The sequence below is a fragment of the Pseudarthrobacter sp. NCCP-2145 genome, from assembly GCF_023708005.1.
GTDB classification, from domain to species: Bacteria; Actinomycetota; Actinomycetes; order Actinomycetales; family Micrococcaceae; genus Arthrobacter; species Arthrobacter oxydans.
Map to the genome: position 1 here is coordinate 144554 of NZ_BRCG01000003.1, position 12280 is coordinate 156833.

General features: G+C 67.9%; 15 protein-coding genes. 7 read left to right on the forward strand and 8 right to left on the reverse strand.

Features of this window, described 5'->3' with window-relative positions; all coding sequences use genetic code 11:
• Positions 1-16: 16 nt before the first annotated feature.
• A complete protein-coding gene (locus NFU08_RS03635) occupies positions 17-154 on the reverse strand; it encodes an FCD domain-containing protein (protein WP_251420810.1) in 138 nt (45 codons plus the stop codon).
• A 23-nt stretch (positions 155-177) separates the two neighbouring features.
• Between NFU08_RS03635 and NFU08_RS03640 the strand changes: the two genes are divergently transcribed.
• The gene (locus NFU08_RS03640; protein WP_251420812.1) at positions 178-1686 is read left to right on the forward strand and encodes an acetyl-CoA carboxylase carboxyltransferase subunit alpha/beta; all 1509 of its coding nucleotides are present in this window, start codon (positions 178-180) and stop codon (positions 1684-1686) included.
• 110 nt (positions 1687-1796) lie between these two features.
• Here the strand turns inward: NFU08_RS03640 and NFU08_RS03645 are convergent, their stop codons facing one another.
• From NFU08_RS03645 to NFU08_RS03660, 4 genes are all read right to left on the reverse strand, one after another.
• Positions 1797-2252: a lipopolysaccharide assembly LapA domain-containing protein gene (locus tag NFU08_RS03645; RefSeq protein ID WP_251420814.1), complete on the reverse strand. Its 456-nt coding sequence runs from the start codon at positions 2250-2252 to the stop codon at positions 1797-1799.
• Positions 2253-2414: 162 nt separating this feature from the next.
• Entirely contained in the window at positions 2415-2618 is a 204-nt protein-coding gene (locus tag NFU08_RS03650; RefSeq protein ID WP_174178965.1) for a hypothetical protein, read from the reverse strand.
• A gap of 128 nt (positions 2619-2746) precedes the next feature.
• Complete coding sequence (locus tag NFU08_RS03655) at positions 2747-2974, reverse strand: hypothetical protein (RefSeq protein ID WP_251420816.1); 228 nt, start codon at positions 2972-2974, stop codon at positions 2747-2749.
• Between the two features lie 143 nt (positions 2975-3117).
• Positions 3118-4545 carry an amidase gene (locus tag NFU08_RS03660; protein WP_251420818.1) on the reverse strand — a complete coding sequence of 476 codons (1428 nt, stop codon included), beginning with the start codon at positions 4543-4545 and terminating at the stop codon, positions 3118-3120.
• Between the two features lie 196 nt (positions 4546-4741).
• Here NFU08_RS03660 and NFU08_RS03665 point away from each other — a divergent pair, with 196 nt between their 5' ends.
• The 3 genes from NFU08_RS03665 (at position 4742) to NFU08_RS03675 (ending at position 6429) form a co-directional block, all read left to right on the forward strand.
• Positions 4742-5068 (forward strand): rhodanese-like domain-containing protein, encoded by a 327-nt coding sequence (locus tag NFU08_RS03665; RefSeq protein WP_174178959.1) that lies wholly within the window; start codon positions 4742-4744, stop codon positions 5066-5068.
• 82 nt (positions 5069-5150) lie between these two features.
• Positions 5151-6131, forward strand: a complete 981-nt coding sequence (gene pheA, locus NFU08_RS03670) for a prephenate dehydratase (RefSeq protein ID WP_251420820.1) — start codon at positions 5151-5153, stop codon at positions 6129-6131.
• Positions 6132-6225: 94 nt separating this feature from the next.
• Positions 6226-6429, forward strand: a complete 204-nt coding sequence (locus NFU08_RS03675) for a hypothetical protein (protein WP_251420821.1) — start codon at positions 6226-6228, stop codon at positions 6427-6429.
• A 3-nt stretch (positions 6430-6432) separates the two neighbouring features.
• Here NFU08_RS03675 and NFU08_RS03680 read toward each other — a convergent pair whose 3' ends face one another.
• Positions 6433-7488, reverse strand: a complete 1056-nt coding sequence (locus tag NFU08_RS03680) for a diacylglycerol kinase family protein (RefSeq protein WP_251420823.1) — start codon at positions 7486-7488, stop codon at positions 6433-6435.
• A 90-nt stretch (positions 7489-7578) separates the two neighbouring features.
• Here NFU08_RS03680 and serS point away from each other — a divergent pair, with 90 nt between their 5' ends.
• The gene (gene serS, locus NFU08_RS03685; protein ID WP_251420825.1) at positions 7579-8859 is read left to right on the forward strand and encodes a serine--tRNA ligase; all 1281 of its coding nucleotides are present in this window, start codon (positions 7579-7581) and stop codon (positions 8857-8859) included.
• A gap of 93 nt (positions 8860-8952) precedes the next feature.
• Here serS and NFU08_RS03690 read toward each other — a convergent pair whose 3' ends face one another.
• The gene (locus NFU08_RS03690) at positions 8953-9948 is read right to left on the reverse strand and encodes a hypothetical protein (protein WP_251420827.1); all 996 of its coding nucleotides are present in this window, start codon (positions 9946-9948) and stop codon (positions 8953-8955) included.
• 249 nt (positions 9949-10197) lie between these two features.
• On the opposite strand from NFU08_RS03690, the gene NFU08_RS03695 reads away from it, so the two are divergent.
• Both NFU08_RS03695 and NFU08_RS03700 read left to right on the forward strand, forming a co-directional pair.
• The gene (locus NFU08_RS03695; RefSeq protein ID WP_251420829.1) at positions 10198-11058 is read left to right on the forward strand and encodes an HAD family hydrolase; all 861 of its coding nucleotides are present in this window, start codon (positions 10198-10200) and stop codon (positions 11056-11058) included.
• 25 nt (positions 11059-11083) lie between these two features.
• The gene (locus NFU08_RS03700; RefSeq protein ID WP_251420831.1) at positions 11084-11668 is read left to right on the forward strand and encodes a histidine phosphatase family protein; all 585 of its coding nucleotides are present in this window, start codon (positions 11084-11086) and stop codon (positions 11666-11668) included.
• 12 nt (positions 11669-11680) lie between these two features.
• Here NFU08_RS03700 and NFU08_RS03705 read toward each other — a convergent pair whose 3' ends face one another.
• Positions 11681-12280: a hypothetical protein gene (locus NFU08_RS03705; RefSeq protein ID WP_066273089.1), complete on the reverse strand. Its 600-nt coding sequence runs from the start codon at positions 12278-12280 to the stop codon at positions 11681-11683.

Consider the following 12280-nt stretch of genomic DNA (forward strand, 5'->3'; position numbering starts at 1 on the left):
TGCCAGGGGAGTGCCGTTAGCGGAGCAGCTCCACGTCCGAGACCAGCTCGATGTGGGCCAGCATGGCCTCCGCCGCCCCCTCAGCGTCCTGGCTCCGGATGGCATCGGCGATCTTGCGGTGCGAGGCGAGCGACTGCCCGGGCCTTGCAGCCACCGTGACCGCCGGGGCGAAGTAGCATGCCGACGACGGAAAAGGTGCGGCACCTGGGCGCGGCTGAACTGCTGGACAACGTGGTGGACCGCGGTTCCTTCGTTTCCTGGGATGCGTCGGCACGGGAACCCGAGGTCTCCGCAGAGTACTTCCGCGACCTGGCAATAGCCCGGGAGCGGAGCGGGACCGACGAGTCCGTGATCACGGGCGCCGGGCTCATCAGGGGGCGCCGGGTGGCGGTGATCGTCAGCGAATTCTCCTTCCTGGCCGGCTCCATCGGCCACGCCGCGGCGGAGCGGATCGTAGCCGCCGTCGAACGGGCCACCGCCGAGGGGCTGCCGCTGCTCGCCGGGCCCGCCTCCGGCGGCACCCGCATGCAGGAAGGGACACTGGCCTTCCTGTCCATGGTGAAGATCACCGGGGCCGTCCGGGCCCACCGCCAGGCCGGGCTGCCGTACCTCGTCTACCTGCGGCACCCCACCACCGGCGGCGTCATGGCCTCCTGGGGATCCCTGGGCCACATCAACGTGGCCGAACCCGGGGCACTGCTGGGGTTCCTCGGCCCCCGGGTTTACGAGGCGCTGTACGGGGAGGCTTTCCCTGCAGACGTGCAAACTTCGGAGAACCTGTTCAGCAAGGGACTGATCGACGGCGTTGTGGAGCCCGGCCAGCTTGCCGGCCTGGTGGCCCGGGCCCTGGACATCCTGTGCGGGGAGAAGGCCGCCCTTCCGCAGGCGCCTGCCACGCTCGCGGTGCGGCCCGCTGCTGCGGACGCCTGGACCTCCATCGGCATTTCCCGGCATCCCCGGCGTCCCGACCTGAGGCAGCTCCTGAAATTTGGTGCCGTCGATGCGCTGCCGCTCAACGGGACGGGCCAGGGGGAGAAGGACCCCGGGCTGCTGCTGGCCCTGGCGCGCTTCGGCGGGCAGTCCTGCATCGTCCTGGGCCACGCCCGCCCGCTGCGCAAGGCCGCCGCCGGCATGGGCCCCGGTTCACTGCGGGAAGCCCGGCGCGGCATGAAACTTGCGGAGGAGCTGAGGCTGCCGCTGCTCACCGTCATCGATACTGCGGGTGCGGCGCTCTCGCAGGAGGCGGAGGAAGGCGGACTGGCAGGAGAGATTGCGCGGTCCCTGCACGAACTCATCGGGCTGGCCGCGCCGTCAGTCTCGGTGCTGCTGGGCCAGGGGTCCGGGGGAGGGGCGCTGGCGCTGCTGCCCGCGGACAGGACCATCGCGGCACAGCACAGCTGGCTGTCCCCCCTGCCTCCCGAGGGTGCCAGTGCCATCGTGCACCGCACCGTGGAGCATGCACCCGCGATGGCCCAGGCGCAGGGGGTGAATGTGGCGTCCCTTTATGCCCACGGCCTGGTGGACCACATCGTGGACGAGCGCGATGACGCCTCGCTGGAACCCCGTGAGTTCTGCGTGCGGATGGCCCGGGCCATCGAATACGAGCTGGCGTCGATCGCCGGTCTTCCCGTGGATGGGCTCATCGCCGCGCGGTCAGCGAAGTACCGCAACCTCGGCGCGCGGTGAGCTGACCGCGCACCGCGGAGGCCGCCGTCGGACTCAAGACCGGCTGCGCTCTACGGGAGGAATCGCTGTGCCCGGCTGCGCTGCACCCGCCTTCTTCCGGTTCCGCCGCCCTACTTCCGTTGCCGCAGCCGTGCGCGGTGGGCGTTCCTGCGGAGCTGGAGGATGCGGGCGCCGCCGGCCATGGCAACCAGGACCCCTCCGGTCACGCTGGCAATAAACAGCGCCATGCCCAGCGGCACAAGACCTTCCAGGCCGAAGTACCGGACGGCCACCTGGTCCTGGTTCTGGAGGATGAAGATGATCAGCAGGATCAGGAGCACCAGGGCCGCTACGACTGCCGCCCACACAACCCCCGCCCGGGTCACCCTTGGCTGGTCTGCAGCGGCCGATGGCTGTGGCGCAGGCGTGCCCGTGCTTGCCGGCGGGGCCGCGTCCGGACGGGCCAGGGCGGAGTCCGCGGTGGAATCCGCGGGGGTGGGCGTGCGGGCCGGCGCGGAGGGGATGCCGGCGTGGTTCCCGGTTCCCGGTTCCGGCTGTCCTGCGGATGGGTAGTTTCCGGTACTCATGCTGGTTCCCTTCGTCACGTGCAGATAATAAGCATGCTTATGGTTCAACCATAGTGGGAGGGTTTGCCGCAGCACAATGCGGGACGCGCTCCGGCCTGCCGCCGGCTAGGAAAGATGGGAAGGGCCTTCAGCGAAGACCCTTCCGTTGACCTTGACGCGGCCTCAGACCCTCTCCTTGCTCCGTTCAGCTGAACGGGTGCCCGGCGTCCGTGTCTTCCGCCAGTCCGGGAATGCCCAGAACGTGAAGTCCTGTGCCTTGACCGGCTTCTCCGGAGTTTCCGCCGGGGCTTCGTGCTTTGCCTCGGGCTTGCTGTCGGATTCTTTCCTGATGCCCCACCCGAAGTCCTTGCTGGATGAATAGCACATCACAGACCTCCTCACAGTGACTGCCCTTTAATCGTCCTCCTGATCCGCGGCGGAGTCGACACTTTTGCGCAACGCACGGCCCGGCTTCCTGTGCCCATGCCCGCCGGCGCTCATGCCCGCCGGAACGGTCACCCGCCGGCGACGACGTCGTCGGCCTCCTGGGGACGGTGGAACTCGCACGGTCCATGGTGCCGGAGCTGCAGGAGGCAGGTCCGTCCGGTGGGGAGATGGACCAGGGCGCAGCGGCCCCGCCCGGCCAGGTCCTCCCTGATCGTTGCGTTGCTGAGGTCTGGCCTGGCGCCGTCCGGTTGAGGAAGCACCCCGCCGGCAGGCGTGCTGGGATTTTCAGCTTTCATAAGGGAACTCCTCGTCGAGCAGTGGCTGGCGGAAGGGTGCCGCGGCCTGGCACCGGCATAAGTCTGCTCCCCGCGGGTTACAGGCGCATTAAGCGGGCGTAAGGAGGAGGTCAACAACTGGCCCGGCTGGACAAACATGCTGGTCAGAAGCCCAGCTGGCGCGCCACCTGCAGCAGGAGGGACTCTGATCCCGGAGGTCCCACAAGCTGGATTCCCATCGGCAGCCCCAGCCCGGGCGCCCCGCCGGTCCAGTGCACGGGGATCGTGATGGCCGGCAGCCCGCAGACGTTCACCATGGAGGACCAGGGCGCGTATTCGCACTGTCTGCGGTAATCGCCGTCGGCATCTCCCGGCCACTGCGCGGCGGGCCAGCGGTCAGTGCCGTGCATGGCACCGGTAAACCAGCCCACAGGGCGCGGTGCCTGGGCGAGCGACGGCATGAGCATCAGGTCCCACTGCGCGTACTGGGCCACGGTGTCATGCTGGAACTGGCGCAGGAATGCGAGGGACTCGGCGAGTTTGGCCGGGCTCCGCTGCTGGGCGCGGCGCCGGAAGGTGCGGGTGAGGGGCGCCAGCAGGGCCTCGCGGTGGGGGCTGATCCTGGCCGCGCCCACTGCGGCTGTCCATGCCGACGTGAAGGCGTCCGGGTACCGGTTGTCGTACCGGATGGAAGCGTCGCTGAGGGCATGCCCGGCATGTTCCAGCAGGTCCCCGCCCACCCGGAGGGCATCCAGCGCATCCTGCTCCGGGATGAAGGGGAAGGTGCCGGACCACGGGCTGTCCAGGCTGATGCCGATCCGCAGCCGCGGAGGCTCCTGGCCTACCGCTGCAAGGTAGCCGCCATCCGGCCTGCCTGCCGCGCCAGGTGCCGCCAGGGCGTCCATCATGAGCGCCGCATCCACGGAGTCCCGGGCGATGGGACCGGCCACCACCAGCCGCGCGGGATCACCAGCGCTTTCACCGGCCGGGACCACACCGCGGCCCGGCTTGAGCCCTACCAGCCCGCAGGCGGCTGCGGGGATCCGGACCGAGCCGCCGCCGTCGGTGCCTGGGGCGAAAGGCAGGAGTCCCGCTGCCACGGCTGCAGCGCTGCCGCCGGAAGAGCCCCCTGAGCTTCGGCTCAGGGCATGGGGATTGCGCGACGGCGGCGCAATCCGGTTTTCGCTGTAGGCCGTCAGCCCGAATTCGGGAACCTGGGTCTTGCCCAGCGGGGTCACGCCCGCTTCCTTGAGCAGGGCAACCAGGGGGCCGTCCGCGGGTGCCGGCTTATGGTCCAGGGCCGCACTGCCGTGGGTGGTCACCACACCCGCCACGTCGGTGAGGTCCTTGAAAGCCAGGGGCATGCCGTGGAGCAGGGGCAGTTCCCCGGAAGGGGTGTGGGAACGCACCGAGTCAGCGGTGCGGGCGTCCGCCATCGCCTGTTCCGCCGCCACCGTAATGAAAGCGCCCAGCAGCGGGTTCTGCTGTTCGATCCTGGCGAGGAAATGCGCCGCGGCCTCCGCCGCTGACACCTGCCCCTTCCGCAGGAGATCCCGGAGGGCGACGGCCGGCAGTTCGTGAAGTTCAGGCAAGGCCGCACGCCTCCACGCCAGGGCAGTGCCGTGGCGGGAAGCTTCGGCTTCCGGCAGTGGCCGGGGCGGGCTGCGCAGGGAACAACGGTTCCTCCTAGGGTCACTCAGAAGCTTAACGTGGGCCGGGCCTGCCGCCAGGTGGAGGCGGAAGCACTAGGCTTTAATCCGACACCGATCCGCGAAGGCAGGACCCTCCATGAGCGATTTCGACAACGTCCCCGTCGGCGACATCCCCGATGACGCCGTCATCCTAGACGTCCGCGAGGACTACGAGTGGGTGGCAGGCCATGCAGATGGTGCCCTCCACATTCCCATGGACCAGCTCCCGGCGAGGCTGGATGAACTTGATCCGGACGAGGATGTCTACGTCATCTGCCGCACCGGCGGGCGCTCCTTCCGCGCTGCGCAGTGGCTTACCGGCCAGGGCTATACCGCCATCAACGTTTCCGGCGGGATGGACATGTGGCTGGAGGCCGGCAAGCCGCTCGTCTCGGACAACGGCCTGAAGCCGATGGTGCTCTAGCAGGGAGGCTTGGACCCGGGCATGTCCCCGCTGCAGCTTCTGCCGGCGCTCCCGTCGGCGCTGATCCCGTAAAGGAATGTTTATGTCCGCGTCCTCCCCGACCTATGCCTTCCTGGGGCCACAGGGTACCTTCACCGAGGCAGCCCTCCTGCAGGTGCCGGACGCCGGGCAGGCCACCCGCGTCCCGGCGTCGAACGTCAACGCTGCACTGGACTGGGTGCGCGACGGATCAGTCCACGCCGCGATGGTCCCGATCGAAAACTCCGTTGAAGGCGGCGTCACCGCCACGCTCGACGCGATCGCCGGGGGCGGCGAGCTGCGGATCATCCGCGAAGTCCTGGTGCCCATCAGCTTTGTGCTGGTCGCAAGGCCCGGAGTCCGCCTGGCTGACGTGCGGCGGGTATCAACCCACGGCCATGCCTGGGCACAGTGCCGCCTGTGGATGGACGCAAATATTCCGTCAGCCGAATATGTTCCCGGCCCGTCCACGGCTGCCTCGGCCCTGGGGCTCCTTGAAGAGGACTGCCATTATGACGCCGCCATTTGCGCTCCGTTGGTGGCCCGGGAGCAGCCCGGACTCTCGGTGCTGGCTGAGGATATCGGCGACAACCCGGACGCCGTGACCCGTTTTATCCTGGTCAGCCGGCCGGGTGTCCTGCCCGCGCGCACAGGTGCGGACAAGACCACGCTGGTGGTCCCGCTCCCCGAGGACCGGCCCGGCGCCCTCATGGAAATCCTCGATCAGTTCGCCAGCCGGGGCGTGAACCTCAGCCGCATCGAGTCCCGGCCCACCGGTCAGTACCTCGGGGACTACTTCTTCAGCATCGACGCCGACGGGCACGTGGGCGACGAACGGATGGCCGACGCCCTGGCCGGGCTCCACCGCATCAGTCCCGCCACCCGCTTCCTGGGGTCATATCCGCGAGCCGACATGCAGGCAGCATCGGTTGAACCGCACACTGCTGACCAGGCCTTCCAATTGGCACGGGCGTGGGTGGCGGGCATTCTCCGGCCTGCAGGAGAGCCCGCCGAAAACGGTTCCTCCGCTTCGCCCAAAGCGTAGGTGAATGCCGTTCCAGGTACTTCCGCGGGTTGTGGACAATGCGTATGCTTACTTGATCCACACGGGGGATGGCCCCTAGCGAAGGGAGCGCGTCATGACTGCCAGCGGCACCGACAACGACGGCCAGGGGATGATCGTCAACCCCCGGCCCACTGCCGACAACCAGGATTGGGACGGGGACGACGCCGACCGTGCTGACCGCCTGCGCTTTGAAGAAGAGCAGGCCATGATCCGTGAGCAGTCCGAAGCCCACGCGGCGGCTAAGGCGGCCGAGGAGAAGAAGCGCAAAAGCGAATAGCCGCTAATCCTGGCCCTTGACCCGGATCAGCAGGGAGCGCGGCTCCACCTGGACGGTGAGCCTGGTGGCTTCACCGGCCGTATCACCGTCCAGCTGGATGGCCATCGGTTCGGGACATTTGATGACCACCCTTCCGGACCGGTAGACGGTCATGACGGGCAGTTTCCCGCTGTGCTTGAACATGATCTTGACGTACATCAGCAGCCAGCCGAGGGCACTGCGGGGGCTCATCACCACCACGTCCAGCATGCCGTCGTCAATCATGGCCTGCGGAATGAAATCGATGCCGCCCGGGATCAGGCCGCAGTTCGCGAACAGGACGCTGCGGATGTTCCGGACCTGCTCCGGGCTGCCGTCCAGGGAGATCGAGACCTTCTTCCGGCGTCCGGGCAAATGCCGCATGCCTGCCTCGGTATACGCCAGCCAGCCCACCGCTTTTTTCAGGCCGGCGTTGGTGTCGGCGAGGATTTCAGCGTCCATGCCGATACCGGCGATCACCAGGAACACGTGCTCGGAGGAGGTGCCGGTGCGTGAGTTTTCGATGCCCATCCGGGCAGTATCGATATGGCGCTGCCGGCCGAACAGGGCGGTGTTGACGTTGGCGTGCAGGTCGTTCAGGTCCAGGTCCACGTTCCGCGCCAGGAGGTTGCCCGTGCCCAGCGGAATCAGGCCCATGGCCACGTTGGTGTGCACCAGGGACTCGGCCACCACGCGGACGGTCCCGTCGCCGCCGCCCACCAGGACGACGTCGGGCCTGGAGGCGAGGGCGGCCGCCACCTGCGAGTAGCCGGGGTCCTCCGCCGTCGTCTCGAAAAAGACGGGGTCCTCCCAGCCTGCCGCAAGGCAGCCTCGCTGGATGAGGCGTTTCGCTTCGCCCGACTGTGCCTTGATGGGGTTGAGGATCACCGCGACACGCTGTTCCGTGAGGCCCGGATCCTGGGCATCGCCGCCCACGGTACTCCGGATGTGCAGGGCCTTGAGCCTGCGCACGCCCCACCAGCTGGAGATGGCAAACGCAAGGGCCACCCCGGTCAGCAGGTACAGGATCCAGTCGCTCATGGTGCCTCAACAGTAGCCCGGCGGAAGCCGGGCGGGCCCGCCCGTCCGCTGCCGCCCGCCGTCGCGCGCGGGATTGGATACCCTTGTGTGGTGATCGACGTAAAAGACCTCAGCGAAAACCCGGACAAATACCGTGCCAGCCAGCGTGCCCGCCGCGCGGACGAGTCAGTGGTGGACGCGATCATCTCCGCGGATTCCGCCCGCCGGGCGGCGCTGATCCGCTTCGAGAACCTCCGGGCCGAGCAGAACGCGTTCGGCAAGAAGGTAGCCCAGGCGAAGGGCGACGAAAAGAAGGCCCTGCTGGCGGAAGTCAAGGAGCTGGCCAACGCGGTCAAGGCTGCCTCCGCCGAGGCCGATGCCGCGCAGGGCAAGCAGGATGAGCTGCTTCGCACCATCCCCAATGTCATTGAGGACGGCGTACCCGAGGGCGGCGAGGACGACTACGTGGTGGTCAAGACGGTGGGCACCCCGCGTGAATTCCCCGACTTTGAGCCCAGGGACCACCTTGAAATCGGTGAACTGATCGGCGCCATTGACATGGAGCGCGGCGCGAAGGTTTCCGGTGCCCGCTTCTACTTCCTCCGCGGCGTTGGTGCCCGGCTGGAGATGGCGCTGCTGCAGATGGCCATGGACCAGGCCATCGAAGCCGGCTTCGTCCCGATGATCACGCCCACGCTGGTGCGCCCGGAGACCATGCAGGGCACGGGCTTCGACGTAAAGCACGACGCCGAGATCTATCGTCTTGCCGAAGACGACCTTTACCTGGTGGGCACCTCGGAAGTCGCGCTGGCCGGGTACCACGCGGACGAGATTCTGGACTTCTCCGCCGGCCCCATCCGCTACGCGGGCCAGAGCTCCTGCTATCGCCGCGAAGCCGGCTCGCACGGCAAGGACACCCGCGGCATCATCCGGGTCCACCAGTTCAACAAGGTGGAAATGTTTATCTACACAACGGTGGAAGAGGCCGCCGCCGAGCACCAGCGGCTGCTGGCGTGGGAAGAGGAAATGCTGGCCAAGTGCGAGCTGCCCTACCGGGTGATCGACACTGCAGCCGGTGACCTTGGCACCTCCGCCGCACGGAAGTACGACTGCGAGGCCTGGGTCCCCACCCAGGGCGCGTACCGTGAGCTGACCTCCACGTCCAACTGCACCACCTTCCAGGCCCGCCGCCTGAACATCCGCGAACGCGCGGTGAATCCGGAGGGGGTTGCCAAGGGCACCCGCGCTGTGGCCACCCTGAACGGCACGCTGGCCACCACCCGCTGGATTGTGGCGCTGCTGGAGCACCACCAGAACGCGGACGGCTCGGTCAACGTGCCCACGGCGCTGCAGAAGTACCTGGGTGGCCTTGAGGTCCTCCCGGTCCTGTAGCTTCCGCTCCTCCTGCGCCCGGGTTGCACCCGCGTATGGACGTGGCACCCGCGATTGGACGTTGCACCCGCGAAACCGCGGGTGCAACGTCCGTTAGCGGGTGCTTCCTGTATTTCCGGGCGTGTTCGCTAAGCCCGCCTGCCGCAGGCATGCTTCAAACCGCGCAGGATCAGCGGCTGTCGCCCAATCCCATCGGACGACCCGGAACCCCGCCGCCCGGAGTTTGTCCTCGCGTTTCTTCTCCGCAAGGACGGCCTGGCGCGCCGTTTGAACTCCCAGGAACTCGTCGCGCAGATACTTGGCGTCGCCGTCGAACTCCCCAATCAACCGGTGGCGGGGCCAGAGGAAGTCAGTTCGAGCAATGAGGACCCCTCCCACATGCACTTTTGCCTGCAGGAGGGGAGCCGGGAACCCGAGAACATGCATCTGCGCCCTGCTCAGTGACTCGCCCGGCGACTCCGCGTCCGTCCCCGCGAAATCGAGGACCTGCGTGACCCACCTGCGCCTTGCCTCCGAGGTGAGCAGGGAGGCCTGCCTGAGCAGATCCTCTCTGCCCAGGTAGGGGCCGGAAGCACGCCGCCGGCTCATGGCGTGGTCGGCCAGGACCACTCCGGCCGCGAAGTTTTCCCTGGCAATGACGCCCACCACTGTTTCCGGTAAGGGCGTCACCAAAAGGTTCTTGTGGCGGACTGCCGCTGTTGGTCCGGGGTGCCGGCGGACGCCGTAGGAGGTGATCCGTTCCAGTCCGGTTTCTCCCGAGTACCGCCGGGCAGCGGACGTTGTTGGGACGCAGCGGCCGACGTGCCCCCTCGATGCTCCTGACAGGTGGACGAAGCCCGGCACTTCCAGCAGATTCAGGTCCCACACAACAGCAGCCGTATGCAGGCAGAACGTTGACTGCGGCAATTCAAGGTCCACTGCCAGGACTGTCTGGCGGTACCTTTCCCAGGGCGGCAGCGAAATCCACTCTTCTTTTGATGCGTAGATGCCCTTCCTGACGCGGACCAGCTCGCCGCGGGCATAACGGCGGCTGAGCGAGCGGACGTCTCCAGTGCTGCGGCGGACGCTGCCGGCGTGAATCAGGTGCATGCGACTATCGTCTGGCTGACTGCAGGACCGTTGAAGCGTGGAGCCGGTGCATGTGGATAAGTGCACGTGGCGGTGCGCACCCCGGAACAGTCAAAGCACCCGCGAACGCCGGGGTGCGGGGTCCGGAACGCGGTGTCCCGCAGGGTGTGTCCGCATGGCCGCAGCAAACCAGCGAGTGTTAATGCGGTGTTCAACATATCTGTGGCCTGCGTCCTAGCGCCGTGGTGGGTCGTCTGGTTCACTATGTGAATGACAACGCTGACTGAAACCTCAGTCGCCGGCAACGATGACCGGCGAGACAACCACAACAACACTAACGGGCACAAGCTCATGGTCGCCCTGGACGTGGACGGCACGCTGGTGGACCACGACGGCCACATGTCCCCGGGCGTCCGCGAATCGGCGCAGGCCGTGGTGGCTGCCGGGCACGAGGTCATGATCGCCACGGGCCGGTCCCTCAACGCCACCTTGCCCATCATCGAAAAGATCGGGATCGAGCGCGGCTACGCTGTCTGCTGCAACGGCGGTGTCACCCTGCGCCTGCACCCCGGGCTGGAGGGCGGCTATGAGGTCATCCACAAAGCCACCTTCGATCCCGGACCCGCCCTCCGCGCGCTCCGGGAACGGCTCCCCTCGGCCAAGTACGCGCTGGAGGATGCTGACGGGAACTTCCTGTCCACCGAACGCTTCCAGGACCCCAGTTTCGGCGTCGAGGCTGTCGGCGTCGATTTCCACACCATGCTCGAAGCCACGGCCGTGCGCGTAGTGGTCTTCAGCACGGAGAACACCCCGGAAGAGTTCAACGAAGCGATCGAACACGTGGGCCTCGCCGGAGTCACCTACTCCGTGGGCTGGACGGCCTGGCTGGACATCGCCGCGGCCGGCGTGACCAAAGCGAGTGCACTGGAGAACCTCCGTGGGAGGCTCGGCATTGAGCAGCACCTCACGGTGGCCATCGGCGACGGCCGCAACGACATCGAGATGCTCACCTGGGCCGGGCGTGGCGTGGCCATGGGGCAGGCGCCCGAGGAAGTCATCGCCGCCGCGGACGAGGTCACACACTCAGTGTTCGACGACGGCGCCGCCCACGTGCTGCGCAGCCTGCTCTAACGCAGCACAAGGCAGAATGGACAGCATGACCCTCACCACGTTCGCCCTCATCCGCCACGGCCAGACAGACTGGAATGCGCAGCGCCGGCTGCAGGGATCCACCGACATTCCCCTGAACGACGTCGGCCGGGCCCAGGCGCAGGATGCCGTCGCTGTGCTGTCCGCCTACGAATGGGACGCGATCGTATCCTCGCCCCTGAGCAGGGCCGCCGAAACCGCGGACCTGATCGCGGCCGGGCTGGGCCTCAGCGATGTCCGCCGCGTCCCGGAACTGACGGAGCGCAGCTTTGGCCCGGCCGAGGGCATGCAGGCCGGTCCCGAGCTGGAGGCGTTGCGCATTCCCGGCGGCTTCCGCGGCGCCGAAAGCGAGGACGAGGCTGCGGACCGGGGACTGGCAGCCCTGGAGGCACTCGCCGAGGAATTCCGCGGCAGCCGGCTCCTCGTCGTCGCCCACGGGACGCTCCTGCGGGTCAGCCTCAGCCGCGCCGTGGGGAGCACCCTGACCAGCATCGACAACGCGGTCCTGAACCTGGCGCACCACCATGCCATCGACGGCTGGCAGCTGGAGTACTTCAACGGCGAACCGGTGATGGCCGCAACGCAGCACTAAGGCAGGCAGCCGCTAGCGCACCTCAAGGATCAGGGCCAGAAGCCTTGCCGCCGCAGGCCGGGCCGCGTGCTCCTCATTCCACTGCGCCCGCGCCACGGCCTTGCTGACGGCCTGCGTGGTGATGCCCAGCTCCTGGGCCACCGCCTTCTGCTGGCCGCGGACGCCGGGGGTCATCAGGTCCAGCACCCGCCACTCGGCCCCGGACCGGTCCCGCACAATATGCCCCAGCAGCCGCAGCACGGCCTCGGCGTCGTGGGCTATGTCCGCCAGCGGGCCCTCCACCGCAACGGGCACCCGCTCCTTGCTGTTGCGGAGCCGGTCCACGGCACGCCGCGCGTACACCAGCCCGTGGCCCGAGGCGTCCTTGATCTGGTTGGGCAACGGCTCGTTGACGGGCCCGACGCCGATCCCCACGTACCAGGAACCGCACCGCAGCGCGATCATCGCTGCCTCCACGGCCTGGTGGGGGCAGTCCACAATGCCCTGGACCTCGTCCTCCACCGACCGGTCGAAGTCGAGGCGCGCAGGAATGTGCCGCAGGTCCTTGAGCAGCTGCGGCACGCGGTCGCCATCGCGCCGGCTATCCGTCTGGTTGATTGTCAGCGTGAACAT